The sequence below is a fragment of the Chryseobacterium elymi genome (assembly GCF_003385495.1).
Lineage (GTDB): Bacteria > Bacteroidota > Bacteroidia > Flavobacteriales > Weeksellaceae > Chryseobacterium > Chryseobacterium elymi.
In genome coordinates this window covers 15,559-32,268 of record NZ_QNUH01000029.1, presented here as the reverse complement: position 1 = coordinate 32,268, position 16,710 = coordinate 15,559, and the positions used below count along the sequence as shown (strand labels likewise).

The window sequence follows — 16,710 nt, the reverse complement described above, 5'->3', positions numbered from 1 at the left end:
TAAGCAATAAGCAATAAGCAATAAGCAATAAGCAATAAGCAATAAGCAATAAGCAATAAGCAATAAGCAATAAGCAATAAGCAATAAGCAATAAGCAATGCGGGAAATAGCTGATCATTGATCATGAGTAAGGATAAGGAGTAATAGGGAACAGGGATTACACATCATCAATCATTATTATCTTTTATAATTAATCAATTATCAGATATTTTTTAATTCATATTTACAGCTTTTCAATTGCTTACTGTAAAAATAATCCTGCTGTTGTAAGTAGCTGAAGGGAGTGTTACAGATACACCGCTTACCTGATACTGTATATTAATACCAGTATAAGATGTAACAGATAAAATAGTCGATATTCTAAATAATTCAACAGGAGTGAGAGGAACAGTGATATAATTAGTTCCACCTGATATATTGCATCCTATACACAGGGTGGACCCGTTATTTGTTCTTTTTGCCGATAAAACCAAAGAACTGTTCCATGTAGGGTTACCTTCATAGTGTACATATACTTTCACGCTTCCAAGCAATGCCGGCAGACCAACATTAATACTCGCCTGGTTCGTGGGGCTGCTATAAGTTCCGCTATAGTTACTTCCCGCTTCTGTAATCGCGGGGATGCTAGCATTCCAGTTGGTAACAGGAACTGTTACAGATTGTGCTTTACTATAATAGCTGAAGATGAAAAAAAAAGTAAAACAGATATAATACTTTGTAGAAAATATTTTATAGCGAGTCATAAAGTCAATAGAGTTCATTTCTTTTTTCATTTTATTCCGTGATAGTATAGGTTATAACAATAGGCGTATTGGTTTGGGCAGAAAGATTGGCATAAGTGTTCACAGCAATGCTGATTGTTAACCTGTGGCCATTATTAGCGCCGGTTCCAGTAAAGGCTCCACCTATCCCCGTGATAATATTTGTCGCCGTTGTAGAAAGGATAACCAGTCCGGATGATGTACCTAATACTCCACCACCCGCACCAGAAGCTGCGGCTGCCTGTAGTCTTATGTTGACTCCGGGAATTACCTGATTGACAGAGGCGGTAATTCTTCTGGTAATTCCTCCCGATGCAATAGCCGAAGTATAATTGATCCACTTTGTTGTATTAGCTTCGGGAGTCGTTAAAGCCTGTCCTGCTTCCGTGGGTGCTGTAAAATTCAGGTTAAATGTTCCGGTAGGTTCTATATCCAGTAAGGTGACAACGGGGAGTGTCACTGCAATAGTGCTCTGAGAGAATATTGTGCAGGGAATCATACAGAAAATCAGATATAGTACAAGCTTTTTTACTCTCATTTTTTCTTTTTTATTTCGTTGTATCCTACCTTAATTGTTTCCTGCTGGTATTTAATTTCACTTTGCTGTTTCATAATATGAATAGCTATGTTCTGTGTCTGAGATGGCTTAAGATTATATTGAAATGAATCAGCAGCTATTTTATATCTTTTGTCCAAACCGTTTCTGTAAAGTTTCACTTTCCATTCTCCAGGTCTCAGATAGGTAAAATCAAATGTTTCTCCAATAAATGCTACTTTACGATAGGTCTGTTCACCGTCCGATATTTCAATAATAATGCTTTGTCTCTTCTTTTTGTCTGTTTTAGGCTGAAAATGTACAAAGCTGTATTGATCTTTTTTATCATCTTCAGAAAGCAGGATTATTCCCTTAATTGTAGATGCAGTAGTCAACCCGAAATTGAAAACATTCTCTTTATTGACGAGATGTAGTGACGCAGGCAAAGTAATATCTGGGATATCATTAATTTCTGTTGTAGAGCGGTCTATTTCAAGAAAATAATCTCCCGGAACAACATTTTTGAAAAGATAATTTCCGTTTTTGTCTGTAATAGATAAATGGCTGCCAAGCATTAATCTGATTCCCTCCACCTTTTTTACATCCAGGTTACTGATATTTCCTGACAAAGAAGTATAATCGGCGGTCTTTTCTACCGGCACATTAAGGCGCAGGGTATAACGTAATGAAAATACAAAATCCTTATTACCCAGTTCACCGCGCTGTAATGAATACCTTCCTGACAGATCAATGTCACTGCCTGGGAAAAGTTGCTGATGAAATAATACTTCAAAAAGATTCCGGTCTCTGAAATATTCTTCCGGCATATAATTATTCTGATAAAAAAGACTTAGACTGGTGTTATCAGAAAACCTGCTGAAGATTCTGGCTCCGTAATAGATCTGTCTCTGATTCTGTAACTGATACCTTGAAGTGGTGGCATAACTTGCATAAAGATTGAAAGAGGTTTTAAACTTTTCAAAGGCTATATTGGTAGTATAGAAGCTGGAATTTCCATTAAATCCACTCAGATAGTTATTTGTTTTTCCAAACTGTCCCTGCAGGTTTACCTGAAACATTCCTATCTTTTGATCAATACTTACTTTAAAATATCTCTCATAATAATCAAATTGTTTAGGTTCCAAACGGTCCTGATATTTTTGGAAGCCATTATAAAATGTTACCAGACCTGTTGGAAGATATTTATACTGTACTCCATATTGAAGAAAGCTTCTGTACGGTGCTGCAAGGAATAAAGTATCCCTTTGGATATTTTTGGCATCCTGTACATAATTGGCAAATACATTGAGCTTTTTAGAAACATTATACTGCAGATTTCCGTTAAACGTGCTGGTATTGGTAAAGTATCCTGCAAATTCAGGGCTTGCCCGCATATACATTACATTACCGTTAAACTTTTCAAAAGAAGCCTGAGCCTGGGCCATATAAGCGGTCCCCTCTATTTGTTCGTTCTTACTGTATGCCGCTTCTCCCGAAAGACTTATATTTTCTGAAATTTTGAATTTTCCTGCAGTGTAGGGAAGATGGGTTTCGGAGTACAACCTAATATTTCCGAAATTGATTTCCCCTTTCCTGGGAATTTTATAAAGATATCCTGCTGTGATTTCAGATTCCTTGCGGATTTTAAGAGTAGAATAAATGTTGAACTCATCTTTAATATCCCGGAAAAACCTGGGATGATTATAAAAACCTCCAAAGCTGAATTTTTTTAAATCATAACGGATTTCTGCCCCACGGCCATATCTGGCAAATTCAGTTAGAAAAGAAGCTGAATACATTTTATCGCCCAGATGAATAAAGAAGTTATTTCTTTTGTAATTAACAAAATATTCTTCATACTGGGTAAATGAATTGAATTCAACAGGATTATGAGATACGGCACGAAATTCAATCTGGTTTTTGTTTTCTCTGTCCAGGCTTCCTTTCCCATATATTTCTCCCTGGAAACCATCATTGTAAATGCCCATATTTTTCATCCCGATAAATGACAAGGATGCCGAAACAGGAAGTCTGTGGTAAATATCATCTTCTACCGGTTTTACCGATATTACTTTTACGCTTACATAGGCCGTCTGATTTTCTTTTGAGTTATCCGGAGAATAAACAGAAAGGTTGAGATTCTGAAATTCATTCTGTCCAAGTTCAACATTAGTGATCTTATAGATATTAATTACTTTTGATTCCTTCGGAGCCAGTATTATAGTAGCATCATTGTCCACCACGGCATTCTTACTTTCCAGTATCAGTTTTTCAGTTATATTTCCGTTATTTTTTAGAAGGAAAGATGCCCGGATCGTTTCACCTGCCCGGATAAACTCCGGTGAATTTATTGAAGTGAGACTAAGCTTTCTGTTTCCGGAAACACTAACCTGTAGGGTTTTGGTAAAAACTGTTCCGTCATATCGATCTTTTCCGTGTAGAATAACAGAATACACGTCTTGTGCTGCTTCTGCTGCAATACGGATAGGGACAATATAAACTGTTTTTTCGTGGGCCGCAATTTTGAGTTCTGCTCGTTCTAAAATAGGAGTGAGGAAAGGGCTAGAAGTGGTAATGGTAATATCATATATCTTGTTTTCGGGGGAAGTATTTTCTAAGGCAAAGGAAATAGAAGTAGACATGCCCGGCATTAGACTATCTTTTTTACTGACCAATGAACTTGGCCGTTGTTGAGAAAAAATGTATGCCGGGAATAATAATAGTAGGACGATATATAAAATCCAGGTTCTAATCATTCTTAACTTCTAATTCCACATTGAGCGCAAATGCATTTTCTTCTTCATCGGTGGCAATCAGTACTGCTTTGTAGTGATCTGCCGGAATTTTACTGATATCAATGTAAAATGATTTGGAGGTCTGTGGTAATAATCCCATTGCAATGCTCGAGTAGTTTCCGAGCCGTTCTCCGGTTTTCCGGTTGTAGATTTCAATAGCTACAGTTGGCTTACAATAGAGGTCGCCGTTGTTGGCTATGGCAATTTTTGCGGTTTGTTTCCCGTCTTCTTTCTCTACTTTTATGCTTTCAAATTTAAGATCTGGTTTTGTTTTTTCGGCTTCATAATCAGTAATGACCTGGATGGCATAACGTACTACAGAAGTGATGTTTACTCCCGCTTTATCATTACTGGGTTTAATCTCTTCTATAGGCTCTACAATGATAACGCTCCAGTAGCTTCCGGGATCGGCAGGCTGGTTGGGAACTGTAATTTCATAGAATACTTCGGTTTTTTCCCTTCCTTTCAGGGTGATCAGATTGGTATTAAGCTTTATCCAGTCGCCATTGGTTCTGTTATTGGTACGTATTGCAGTATAGTTTATAGATCCGTCAGCCTTATAGGTGAAATCCTGTAAAAATAGTTTTACACTCTGGGGGGTGCTACCTGTATTTTCAATACCAATTTTCCCTTTATACACTTTTCCGTTTTCTACCTTGTAGGTATGGGTAAGACCGTTCAGGATCACAATACCTGCATATAGAAAACTAAACTGCAGCATTAGGAACATCAAAAGGAAAATACGCTTTATCATAATCATATAAAGTTTGGAATTAAATCATTGACAATATAGAACCGAGAAGAAGCTGATAAGCGGCTTCTTCCTGTTTACCTCAAATTGAAGTTATATAACTAGTTGTCCGAGATCGTATAGGTAACTGTAGCGACAGTGGTAGCAGTTGCTTCAAGATCTGCATACTCAGCGACTCCTCCAGGTCCGCTTCCTGCTGCCAGGGCGTATGTAAGATTGTGGCCATTATTGGCTCCGTTTCCGGTATATGCACTTCCTATCCCTGAAATAATGGTTTGATCTGCCGCACTCAGTGTAAGTTGTGATGCTGGTGTACCTAATGTGCCTCCTCCAGTACCTGTTGCAGCAGCAGCAGTTACATTGATGTCAATTCCGGGAATAAGAGCATTTACTTTTACAGATACATTACGCGTAGGATCTGCCACAGATTTGATTGACGAATAATTTAGCCAAAGTGTGTTGTCAGAAGTTGTTGGCGTTATAGGATTACCTGCTTCTGTTGGTGCTGTAAATCCCAGTGTAATATTTTTTGTTGCAGCTGGCTCAATATCTACCAATGCAACTTCAGGAATAGAAATTGTGATGGTGTGATTGTCAGTATTCGTATCCTGCGCTTTCAAGCTACCGGAAATTGTGGCAGTAATAAAGCATACTGCAAGGCTTAGTGTTAATTTTTTCATGACGCTGTTAATTAGTTAGGTGAATTTAATGAAAATCAGTTAATAATATGAATAAAATTGTATTTTTTGAATATTATTAACTATTTAGTTATAGTATTATATTATGTGTTGAAATATTTACATGCAAATTATGTAAAATCATTATCTTAATCTATGATCATAATCATAACAAAAAGCCCCACACAATTGTGCAAGGCTTGAATTTTTACTGTCTTTTAGTTTATGTCCAGTGAGGATCCGAAATAGAAACTTTTCCGGTTTCTGTTCTTCCTGCAAAATACCAGATATAATCATCAAATATGACTTTTAGATCATACCAGCCTTTATTTTTGTTGAGATCAACTGTTATTTTTTCTTCTGTCTGATTCAAAGAGATGGTCTTTTTATTTTTTTCATACAGATCTTCTACAACCACCGAGATATTTACCTTTTTCTTTCTGAAAACCAATTCTGCCTGATTTTTCGAACTGCTAGCGATCAGCTGTACCTCTATTTCAGGGGTGTTATTTCCGCTGAATTTCCTGAAAAAGCCATTAGGCCCGAAAACTTCATAATCATATTTTCCTGGGTTGACAGCATGTGAAATTTCTTGTTTTGAATATAATGCATAAGAGAAGTAATAATTATCACTGCTAAATTGTGTTCTGTCATAAATTAGTAAGGGAACGCCGGCTTCTTTTAAATTGGTCATTTTGATTCTTCCGTTCTCCAGATTGACATGGTAATGATAAGGAAGCGGATTGGATGGTTTGGTTCCTCTTTCCTGAATGTCAAGAAGGCTGTCATTGATTTCATTTTCTGCATACCATTTCAGATCGGGAATAGGCTTATTTTTGGCAGCATTGATGGTTTTTGCGTAATCTTTTTGATCCAGATAATCCATTTGGGGAACCTTTGTATTTGAAGAATTAAAAGCAGAAGTCAGATCACCACAAATTGCTCTTCTCCAATCGCTGATATTGTCAACTTTAACATCTTTACTGTATTTTTTCTGAATAAATTTTTCCAGAAACTGCAGAACAGAAGTATGATCTGAAACCTCAGAGTTGACAAAGCCTCCTTTTGTCCAGGGGGATGCAATGATCATAGGAACTCTATATCCTAAACCAACAGTTCCTTCTATTTTTTCATGGTCCTTCAATGGAAGAGTGGACATATATTCCTGAGATTTGTCCACATATTCCACTCCTTCTTTACCATTCATATCAACAGGCTGGCTCGGATTGAGTGGAGGGGAAAAAGGAAGAACGTGATCAAAATAGCCATCGTTTTCATCATAATTGATAATGAAAATGGTTTTTTTCCAGGTTTCAGGATCTTTAGTCAGAATATTTAGAACTTCTGAAATATACCAGGCGCCATACCAAGGTGATCCCGGATGATCAGAGAAATGCTCAGGAGCTACCAGCCAGGAAACCAGTGGAAGCTTTTTCTCTTCCACATCTTTCCGGAACTGGAACAGTACATCTCCTTTCGGAACAACGAGTCTTTCTCCATGTTCGTCACTTCCGATTTCTAAATTCCAGTAATCAGGATCATTACTATTAGTTGTAAAAGCTTTTTCATGAAGCTTTTTTTCCTGCTGCGAAAGTTTGGAATAATTTTCAGGAGTATATTTAACCTGGTCTTCTTCAAGCTCAGCGATCATTGCTTCCAGCCTTTTTTTCTGATCCGGTTTTTTTTCGATCTCTTCTTTCAGGTAAGTAATAATTCTTGGAATATTCTGTTGATAGCCTTTCGAAAACTTGACATTGAATTTTGAAAACCATTCAATGGGATTATCGGTGAAATTACTCAGCCATGCTTCCTGTTCACCGGACATACCTTTCGGAAGGCTGATTTCATTCTGGTAGATTTTCCACGAAACATTCTGTTCTTCTAATAGTTCGGGAAAGCTTTTCCAGTGTGCCTGTCTGGCTTTATCGTAGTCAATATTTTCATTATAAACGTTAGCTTTTACTTTGCCATTCTGTTGCTCCCTGAGAGTACCGGACCAGTGAAAAAGTCTGTTCGGAGTGGTTCCCGTAAGTGAAGAGCAGAAATATTGATCAAATATGGTAAATGCATCCGCCAGCTGGTAATAAAAAGGAAGATCTTCCCGGTTATAGTAGCCTAAAGTAAGCGGAATATTTTTATAGTCTTTATTTCCGGAGGCTTTAAACTGAAGCCATTTGTTGTATTTCCATTTGTTTAAAGCTCTCTGCTGATCGGACCAGGAATGGGGCAGAGAACTCATCCACGTAGATTTAGTATTTCTGAGATCTAATCTTGCAGGAGCAGCATATTTTCCTGCATCGTCTTTTTGGAAAAAAACGGAATGTCCATCCTCTTTAACGAAAGTTCTTTTATCAAGAAACCCTCTCACTCCTTTTAATGCTCCGAAAGCATGGTCAAAAGAACGGTTTTCCTGCATCAGAATCACTACATGTTCCGCATCATAAAAAGTAGACAGTGCTGCCGGCTCAATAGCCAGTGCTTTTAAAATAGCAGGGTGAAGAACGCTTGAAGTTCCCAGCCCGGCAAGCAAAAGGCTTGATTTTTCTAAAAATTCTCTTCTGTTCATGTTCAATCAAAATAAGAAATAAAACCGCAAGTTATTGGATTTTCCTGCGGTTTATCTGGTTTTTATATAAATATTAAATTCTTACTGAAGCCACCATGGTTTAGAATTGATATTGTCATTTCCTCCGTATTGTGCGGTCAGAGCAGCTTTTAGGTTTGTGCTGTTATAATTATATTCAGCTTGTGGGTATCTGAATCTGAATGGTGCAGAAACTCCTGTCTGCAGAGGATAGTTTGGATATCCTGTTCTTAAGTAATCATAATAAGAGGTCCATTGGCTCTGATGGAACATCGTCATATATTTCTGCGTCATAATTTTCTCCAGACGAGTTTGAAGCGGATCAGCATCATTGTAAAGAACTAATGGAGTTGCCAGATACTGATTCACATCAAATCCAGAGAAATATTGTCCCGGATTTTTTACATAGGTCTGATAAAAACTAAAACTTGCTTTAATGGCATTGTCATAATGGGCTTTTGCAGACCCGGAGATCCATCCTCTGGCTGCAGCTTCGGCCAGAATGAATTCCAGCTCTGAGTAGCTCAATATGGAAGAAGGCTCATTGGTAGGATCTTTGTAAAACCGATCATTCACTTTAGAAATATTTTTTGCTGTAATCAGTGCTGCATTATCAGAATAGGAAGAAGTAGGGTTTCCCCCGTTGTATCCTGTAAAATCGGTAAGAGGTTTTCCTGCTTCTTTTGCACCTGTAGTTTGGGCGGCAAAAGTGAACAGACGTGGATCTTGTCTTGCTTTAAACAGATTGATAAAATAATCCGCCATGTATAAACTTGATCCATAGCCACTGCTGTTGAACATCGTATATCTGCTGTCTGCCACATCAGCAAATTTAAGTTCTCCGTTATCTGAAATGGAAGTCATCAACGATTGGCTGCCTGCAATAGAAGCAAATTCGGTAGCAATATTATAACTTCCCAATGTTGCTTTTTTAGACATGGTGATCAGAATTTTCAGTCGGAAAGCGTTGATCAGCTTTTTCCATTTTGAAGCATCACCGTTATAGATAATATCGCCTTCAATTTTATCATTGGTATTGATGAGATCGTTGGCTTCTTTCAGTTCTGATAAAATTCCGGCCATTACGGTTTCCTGACTGTCATATTTCGGCTGGGTGATTCCGGATTCACCCTTAGCTGCTTCTGTGTAAGGAATACTTCCGAATTTTAAACTTAAATTAAAGAAATAATAAGCTCTGTAGAATTTACCAATGGCAGTGTAATTTTTATTGTTGACCTTCTCAGCTTCCTGCATCATTTTTACTGTATTCAGGAGTCCTTTCGTGTATACGTCGAAAGAGGCATCGTTCCACTTCATGTACTGATAGGTGTTCTCTCCGTCTGTACCGATCATCATTCTTGAAGCATACATATTGTCGCCGTTGATCTGGAAAGCATCTTTAGAAACATAGGTCAGAAGAACTTTAGGGTCTACACTGGCCTGGTCATTAGGGTTTTCGTTGATCTTGTCAAGATCAGTCTCACAAGAAGACAGGATCAACAGTGCTGCAAAAGCAGTTGATTTTAGCCATTTGGTCATTGTATTATTTTGAGGTTTCGCTATAAAATTGATAGTCTTTTTCATTGTTCAGGATACTTGTTAATTAAAATTTAAGATTAAACCCGATTCCTATCCATCTGCTGGAAGGATCTTGGATATCATTGCTATCTTTCTTGAGCTGGTAATCCGGGTCGGAATAAAGATTCTTAGACTTTTTCCACATGGCAAGATTGTAAGCTGAAATATTGACTGTGAAATTTTTGATCATTCCTTTTGGATTAAGGAGATAAGAAAAATCATATTCCAGGACTACAGATCTCAGTTTGATAAAAGTTCTGTCGAAAACATTGGCAAACAATTCACTTTCATCCTCTGTTACCCTTGCCTGATAAGGATAATTCTGTGCCCAGTCCTGAAAGCTGATCGGTTTTGTGTGTGGGGTATACGTTCCGGTAGCTGCATTATAATTGACACCGTCCGGTACAAAATAATACGTTCCCGGATTGGCATATTCCAGATCTCTGTAAGCTGTTGAGTTCGGATGCTTTCCACCCCACCACATTTTTTCTACGACCTGGGATCTCATGACACCCCCTATGCTTCCGTCAATTCCGATATTCAGGGAGAATTTTTTATATTTAAAGGTATTATTGAAGCCAAAAGTCCAGTCCGGGTTGAAGTGGCCCAGATTGCTTGGAGCATCTGCTCTTGTAGGCATTCCTGTGGCGGCATTAAGAACTACTTTTCCGTCCGGGGATTTCTTCCAAGTATAATCGTAGTAACTGTCCATTCTTTCGCCGAGCTTGATATTGTTGTAGTTCGGCATATCGTCATAAATAGAAGTAAGCTTCTGTTCATATGTACTCCAGTTGATTAAAGACCTCCAGGTGAAATTGGCTGTTTTTACAGGAACCAGGCCTAATGAAATCTCCAAGCCTTTCGTTGTATATTCATTTCCGTTTACGTATTGTGAAGTAAAGCCGGATGATGGTGCAGCCGGGAATTCCAGGATATTGTTATAATCCAATGTTCTGAAATACGTAACATCTAAAGTAATCCTGTTCTTGAATAAGCCAGCGCTTAAGCCCAATTCATAAGATTTGGTCTGCTCCGGCTTTAAAGAATTTTCCACATTGAGGATAGTAGGATAGTTGAACATCGGATTTCCGTTAAAGGTGGCTCCTTTATTATTCAGATAGTAATTTCTTATCGAATAGGGCTGGAAATCATAAGCTACCTTGGCCCACGAAGCTGAAAGTTTTAAAAGATTAACAGCTTCCGGCATTTTAACAAGATTCGAAATAACCGCACTTACCGATGCAGAAGGATAAAAATAAGATCTGTTGGCTTTTGGAAGGGTAGAGGACCAGTCATTACGTCCTGAAACATTAATGAAAAATGCATTGTATAATCCGATGTCAATCGTTGAATAGGCACTGTAGATCAGCTTTTCCTTGAGATAATCATAATATTTTACAGCTCCGGTTGAGTTTTCCAGCGTATACAATTCAGGGATTTTCAGCCCATCTGTTGAAGCATTGTCAATATTGTTCTTATAATAGAATGTTGATCCTCCGGCGTTGATCGTGAAATCGAAGTTGTCCGAGATTTTTTTCTTGTAGGTGGCTAAAATATCGGAGTTCATATTCCATGTCTTGGAATCATTCAGGAGATAGCCCCCGCTCCTTGGAGCACTGTAGTTGAAGTAAGAATATGGACTTAATATTTCCTGTTTGTTGTGATTCTCAACAATGGATATTTTCCCTTTTACTGAAAAATCTTCAGTTGCTTTATATTCCAGACCGGTCTGTGCATTAATGATATTGGTCCTGTTTTTATTCTTGTAATATTCAGCTCCGAACCATGGATTATTGTACCACGCATAATTCCAGTTAGCCTGTGCTCTGCCCTCTTTTCCCGGAATCCACATGTGGTTTTTAAGATCTCTTCCGTCCACATCCGCTCCCATCCATATCAGGATCGTATACATGTGTCCGCTTGGGTTATAATCGTAGTTGGGAATATTGGGAGTGAAGGTTTGGTTGAAATTGAATTTCGTGTCAAAGGTTAATTTTTCTCCCAAATGATTTTCAGAAGAAAAGTTGACACCATAACGCTGCAGATAGGAACTGGGAATTCTATCGTCATAATTCATAAAATTTCCGGAGAGCCTGTAAATATCTTTATTGTTTCTATAGCTTACCGCGAAACTGTTATTGTTGATCACTGCAGGCTTTAAAAAAGTATCCAAGTTATCATGATACTTCCAGTCGATAGGAACTCTTTCATATCTTGATTTGTCATTGTACTGGGTTCCGGAAACGGCACCGTACCACGGAATTACCTCTCCGGTCATCTTATCCCTGATCGGGCTGTTCCACTGGGCAATTTTCAGTCCGGGAGTAAATTTTGGTCCCCAGATCATATCGCCGTCATTTACACCACCATCAGCTCCGTCCCAGAATTCATACTTGCCATGTGATCCGTTTCCGTACTCGTTCTGGGTTTTCGGAAGATTGGTAAATCCTGCCGTCACCATCGTATTCTGAGAAAACTCTACGGAAAAACCTTTCTTTTTTGCACCTTTGGTAGTGATTAAAACAGCTCCGTACCTTCCTCTGGAACCATATAATGCAGAGGCCGTTGCTCCTTTCAGTACGTTGATGTTATCAATATTATTGGGGTCCAGGTTCTGGAAAACTTCTTTCTCAACAATTACCCCATCGATCACGAAAACCAAATTGGAGTTTCCTCTCAAGGTAAATTGTGGAGCCTGCTGCATTCCTGTAGGGTTAGAAACATTAAGACCAGCCACCTGTCCTGAAAATAAATTTCCTATACTTGGGGTGGTAATGGTCTCAAACTGTTTGGTGCCGACTTCCTGGGTGGCATAGCCTATCTTTTCTTTCTTTTTGGCAATTCCTAAGGCAGTAATAACCACACCTTCAATCTGTTTCTCATCTGCTTTTTTCAAAACAACAGAATATTGCCTTTTGGAAGAAACCTCCACGGTATACATTGAGAAATCAGGAGCATAAAACTCAAGAATGTCTTTCGGGTTGGCCGAGATTGTAAAATTACCGTTTTCATCCGTCACCACCGTTTTTCCGGTGTTCTTGTCGGTAATGCTCACTCCGGAAACACTGGAACCGTTTTCGGATTTTACATTTCCGGAAATGTTAATTTCTTGGGCAGTAAGATAAAGGGGGAGTAAAAAAACAGCAAAAGTAGCTAAAGTCTTCTTCATTTTTTTTGAGGACAAATTTAGCAGTGCAGTGTTACCAGTATTTTAATGTGGTATTAAAATAAAAATACTATTTTAATATTTTTTAACAGGAATATTTAACAAAATGATAAAGCTGGAAAGGATGTTATGCTTTAATATTTGCTTTTATTATACTATATATTATACTTCTAAAAGCGTAAATTTTACTGACAATTTCTTTTACTCATTAAACGAATGCTTATTTACTTGTACACTCCTTTGCCACCTGGAAACTAGAGTACATTTCTTTGAAGCTTGCTTACTTAGAGTGAAGTATAGTTTTCACGCAAAGTTTGAGTTTTGTAATGTTTTACTTCAAGAATGCAAAGTAGTAATCAATTAAAAATTGATATGCTGAAGCCTGTGGATAAATAAGAATGAAAGATCTTTTAAAACCTACTGAGGATTCCCCAATGGATTTTAATATCATTAAACTTAAACGGATTTCCGAACTCATTACCATTCGATAGTTGGAAACTCATCAGCCCGATCGGAATAAAGAAATTAAATCCAAGCCCCACACTGTAAAGTTTAGGTTTAACATTTAAGGATTTATTGTTGAGTTGTCCGTACTGTCCAAAGAAATCAAAGAATGCCTGACTTCCAATGAGATATCGATATTCCAGGCCTGCGTAATAATAGAAGTCGGCGGCAAGGGATTTTTCATTGAATCCTCTCATGGAATTCCAGCCCCCGAAACGGTACAGTTCATTAGCAGAGAATTCTATCTTAGAATCCATCATGGCCCCTTCCGCTTTTATATTGAGAAAATGATTTCCGGAAATTTGATAATTATGTTCGCCGAAGAAATAAAACTGGTTCTGGTTAGCCTTAATATTATCTTTGGTATAGGTCGTTGTCAGGTAATCATAGCCGGCATTGATCCTTGTTTTGTAAAGGAAAAGATCAATATCTGTAGGTTCTGTCATTTCAAACCAGATCCCGAGTCCTTTTTTATTATAATCCTTACCCTGAACATATAAAGTGTCTATGATACTGGAGGACTCCAGGGTGCCTCTGAGTCCGATCTTGTTGCGGTTATTGATATGATAATAGAAAGCAGGAAGGAATTTTACATTCGCAAAAGTAGAATCCTGTCTGAAAATATTAACTTTCAGGTTCATCCCTACATTGGATTTAAGAAGATAAGGAATATCAGTCTGAAGGTCAAAAGTCTGCCCTTTATCCGGGTTTCTCTGCCAATACAGATTGACAGTTTCAAAGCCGTTGAACATATTCCTGAAGTTGACGTTCAGGGTTCCGTTCAATGTAAATTTTTCTGTTTTATCGTTCCCGAAACCGATCACTCCATCAAAAGTATTGGTTTTTTTCTTTTCCATAAACAGGTAAATGCTCGTGGAATCTTTGGTAAACAAAGTTTGGGGAGGCCGTTCAAGGGTTACAAAAGCATGGCTTTGAAAATTTTTGCTGATGGCCAGAAGATTTTTGTCATCATAAGTCTTTCCTTTGAATTCTTTTTCCAGGTTTTTCATAAACCTTTTAGGAACCCTTTCGTAACCTTTGACTACAAAATTGTCAATCTTCCGTTTATCATTTTTGTTAATATCCAGCTCTATGACAGGATAACCATTTTTCTGACCCTTATATTTAGATTTAAGACGGCTGAAAGAATATCCGTCATCAATATATCTTTTGTTAATGCTTTTCTTGGTTGAATCTAAATTTTTAGTGAAAAAATCCTTCTGGATCTTTAATTTCAAGGCAATAGAATCAGAGAGATCTACATAGGTCTCATTAAAGTTTTTTCCTTTATCATAGAAAATTTCTGTGCTGTCGCCTTTTACTTTCACCTCTTTCAACCTGGTGAAAAAGTAATTGCTCTGGGATAGAGAATCCAGAAATTTTGCTGCAGAAAGAGAGTCTTTTACTTTTTTCCTGACATTGGTTTCTGTATCAATAAGCCAATACTGCTTCTTCTGCGCTTGTACAAAAACGCAGAACAGGATAAAAAATATTTTTAGAAATAACTTCAATGTTCAATTTATATAAACCATTCACAGAGTTTGTTTAATAGCCTTTAACAAATCAATAATTCTAACGGTTTAAAAGCAGTTTCAATAATTTTTTAATAACAGAAATTAATCCAGTTTATTATATTTTTTCATCAGATTTTCATAGGTTCCCTGAGGAAGAATCCATTTCAGCGGAACACCAATCTTTTGTCCGAATTTACCGAAATAATAATGAGCTTTCCACTTATTCTTGCCCAAAAGCTTTTCAACATAAGCTGCCACCTCAAGAGGTTCGGTTCCGTCACCTACATGCGAGTTCATCAAGCTGTACACTTTGTCAAATATATTTCTGTAAGGTTCGGAAACCTGTGTTTTTACCCTGTTCTCTGCAATATTCGTTTTGATATCACCAAGATGCAAAGAGCACACATCGATGTTCCATGGATACACTTCATACCTCATGGCTTCAGTTACTTTATCCAAAGCAGATTTGGACGCAGAATAGAAACCACGGAACGGAAGTCCCATTTCACTTCCTATACTTGAAATATTGATGATTTTTCCGAACTTATTTTCACGCATTGTCGGAAGAACGGCGCTCATCATCTGGACAGCTCCTACAAGATTCAGGTTGAACAGTTTTAAAATATCTTCCTTAGTAGAATCTTCCACAGAGCCTACCATTCCCATTCCTGCATTGTTGATCAGTATATCGATCTTTGATTCTGTTTTTAAAACTTCAGCAATGGCGTTCTGAACGGCTGTGTTATCGGTAACATCTGTCGGAATAGACCTGAAATACTGGCTTTCCGTATGCTTCCGGCTTAAACCGTATACTTTATGGCCTTTTTTTCCGAAATATTCGGCCAATACAAAACCTATTCCTGATGAGGTTCCAGTGATGATAATAGTCATTGGATTGTTTATAATTTTAGACTTTTGTTTTCTTCCGGCTGCTGTGTCTCAGTACAAACCGTATTTTCAGCAAATGTAAAAAAAGAAACAGGAACTCTATTATTTATTACGGTATAATTGTTCAGAAACAAAATCATCAGCTATCATCTTATTTTTTTGAATAGGTAAGTGAAAAGGTATTTATAAATGTGGATAACTCTGTGGATAAGTATGTGGACAACGTAAAAAAGAAATAAGCAGAATAAAAATTCTGCTTATTTATATGGTTGATTTTCAGTAACTCAATTCTTTTTTTAAGCCGGGTACTTTAATTTTGTTTTCCCCAATCCTGAAATTGTTCATTTTGATCAAAGTCTTAAATGGATGGACAAATTCTTTGTGAACATCTTTCGGAATATCCTTTTCTTCATCATCACAGGAGTAATATTCTTCATCTGTAATTATTTTACCCGTTGAAAAATTGATCTCTGTCAGGTAATTGAACTCACAGGTGTCTTCAAATCTGTCATGGGAACCAATGAGGTAGAAATCACCATTCTGAAATCTGAAGGTATGTTTATAAGTCTGTGTATGTCTCGAATTGGTATTGAATATTTGGGTAATAGAAAGACTGCTGTTTTTGATAGTTATTTCAGGAGGTGCATTGTCTTCTGAATAGAATCCCATTCCGCTGGAAAAGAGAACCGTATTGTTTTCTTTCCAGATTCTCAGTTTTCCGTCTATATTTTTTAGGATAAAAAATGTTCTCAGGAAATTATCACGGTCATCCGGATTAATTTTTTTATTGGTATTGAAGATAATTACCGTTTCATCTTTTCCGTCTTTGTCCAGATCTCCTTTGGCTTCGGCAATTTTTTGATAGCCTTTCGGAACAGAGAACTCTTTCAGGCTTTGAGCATGCAAACCCGCGATTAACAGTGAGACGCTAAGACAAAAAAGCTTTTTCATTGAGCA

The 16,710-nt window shown here is 37.5% G+C and carries 11 protein-coding genes; all 11 read right to left on the bottom strand.

Features of this window, described 5'->3' with window-relative positions; genetic code table 11:
- Positions 1 to 233: 233 nt before the first annotated feature.
- The 11 genes from DRF60_RS19735 to DRF60_RS19685 all read right to left on the bottom strand — a co-directional run bounded on the left by DRF60_RS19735 (position 234) and on the right by DRF60_RS19685 (position 16,704).
- A complete protein-coding gene (locus DRF60_RS19735; RefSeq protein ID WP_116014828.1) occupies positions 234 to 773 on the bottom strand; it encodes a hypothetical protein in 540 nt (179 codons plus the stop codon).
- 1 nt (position 774) lies between these two features.
- Positions 775 to 1,299, bottom strand: coding sequence for a hypothetical protein (locus DRF60_RS19730; protein ID WP_116014825.1), 525 nt, complete (start codon positions 1,297 to 1,299; stop codon positions 775 to 777).
- The gene (locus tag DRF60_RS19725; protein WP_238640253.1) at positions 1,296 to 3,938 is read right to left on the bottom strand and encodes a COG1470 family protein; all 2,643 of its coding nucleotides are present in this window, start codon (positions 3,936 to 3,938) and stop codon (positions 1,296 to 1,298) included. Before DRF60_RS19725 ends, DRF60_RS19730 begins: the two co-directional genes overlap by 4 nt.
- Positions 3,939 to 4,044: 106 nt before the next feature.
- Positions 4,045 to 4,845 carry a WxL protein host-binding domain-containing protein gene (locus DRF60_RS19720; protein ID WP_116014834.1) on the bottom strand — a complete coding sequence of 267 codons (801 nt, stop codon included), beginning with the start codon at positions 4,843 to 4,845 and terminating at the stop codon, positions 4,045 to 4,047.
- 98 nt (positions 4,846 to 4,943) lie between these two features.
- Positions 4,944 to 5,522, bottom strand: a complete 579-nt coding sequence (locus DRF60_RS19715; RefSeq protein ID WP_116014820.1) for a hypothetical protein — start codon at positions 5,520 to 5,522, stop codon at positions 4,944 to 4,946.
- Between the two features lie 220 nt (positions 5,523 to 5,742).
- Positions 5,743 to 8,085, bottom strand: coding sequence for a phosphocholine-specific phospholipase C (locus tag DRF60_RS19710; protein WP_116014817.1), 2,343 nt, complete (start codon positions 8,083 to 8,085; stop codon positions 5,743 to 5,745).
- Between the two features lie 81 nt (positions 8,086 to 8,166).
- Complete coding sequence (locus DRF60_RS19705; protein WP_116014831.1) at positions 8,167 to 9,642, bottom strand: SusD/RagB family nutrient-binding outer membrane lipoprotein; 1,476 nt, start codon at positions 9,640 to 9,642, stop codon at positions 8,167 to 8,169.
- 64 nt (positions 9,643 to 9,706) lie between these two features.
- Positions 9,707 to 12,850, bottom strand: a complete 3,144-nt coding sequence (locus DRF60_RS19700) for a SusC/RagA family TonB-linked outer membrane protein (RefSeq protein ID WP_116014815.1) — start codon at positions 12,848 to 12,850, stop codon at positions 9,707 to 9,709.
- A gap of 407 nt (positions 12,851 to 13,257) precedes the next feature.
- Positions 13,258 to 14,862 carry a BamA/TamA family outer membrane protein gene (locus DRF60_RS19695; RefSeq protein ID WP_116014812.1) on the bottom strand — a complete coding sequence of 535 codons (1,605 nt, stop codon included), beginning with the start codon at positions 14,860 to 14,862 and terminating at the stop codon, positions 13,258 to 13,260.
- A 105-nt stretch (positions 14,863 to 14,967) separates the two neighbouring features.
- Positions 14,968 to 15,756: an SDR family oxidoreductase gene (locus DRF60_RS19690; protein WP_116014809.1), complete on the bottom strand. Its 789-nt coding sequence runs from the start codon at positions 15,754 to 15,756 to the stop codon at positions 14,968 to 14,970.
- A 273-nt stretch (positions 15,757 to 16,029) separates the two neighbouring features.
- Complete coding sequence (locus DRF60_RS19685) at positions 16,030 to 16,704, bottom strand: hypothetical protein (protein ID WP_116014806.1); 675 nt, start codon at positions 16,702 to 16,704, stop codon at positions 16,030 to 16,032.
- Positions 16,705 to 16,710 lie beyond the last annotated feature (6 nt).

Bases quoted from the DNA above. Each gene is read 5' to 3' on its own strand.
- DRF60_RS19715 (WP_116014820.1), bottom strand. From the start codon at position 5,522: ATGAAAAAATTAACACTAAGCCTTGCAGTATGCTTTATTACTGCCACA.
- DRF60_RS19685 (WP_116014806.1), bottom strand. From the start codon at position 16,704: ATGAAAAAGCTTTTTTGTCTTAGCGTCTCACTGTTAATCGCGGGTTTG.
- DRF60_RS19710 (WP_116014817.1), bottom strand. From the start codon at position 8,085: ATGAACAGAAGAGAATTTTTAGAAAAATCAAGCCTTTTGCTTGCCGGG.
- DRF60_RS19730 (WP_116014825.1), bottom strand. From the start codon at position 1,299: ATGAGAGTAAAAAAGCTTGTACTATATCTGATTTTCTGTATGATTCCC.
- DRF60_RS19720 (WP_116014834.1), bottom strand. From the start codon at position 4,845: ATGATAAAGCGTATTTTCCTTTTGATGTTCCTAATGCTGCAGTTTAGT.
- DRF60_RS19700 (WP_116014815.1), bottom strand. From the start codon at position 12,850: ATGAAGAAGACTTTAGCTACTTTTGCTGTTTTTTTACTCCCCCTTTAT.
- DRF60_RS19725 (WP_238640253.1), bottom strand. From the start codon at position 3,938: ATGTCTACTTCTATTTCCTTTGCCTTAGAAAATACTTCCCCCGAAAAC.
- DRF60_RS19690 (WP_116014809.1), bottom strand. From the start codon at position 15,756: ATGACTATTATCATCACTGGAACCTCATCAGGAATAGGTTTTGTATTG.
- DRF60_RS19705 (WP_116014831.1), bottom strand. From the start codon at position 9,642: ATGACCAAATGGCTAAAATCAACTGCTTTTGCAGCACTGTTGATCCTG.
- DRF60_RS19735 (WP_116014828.1), bottom strand. From the start codon at position 773: ATGAAAAAAGAAATGAACTCTATTGACTTTATGACTCGCTATAAAATA.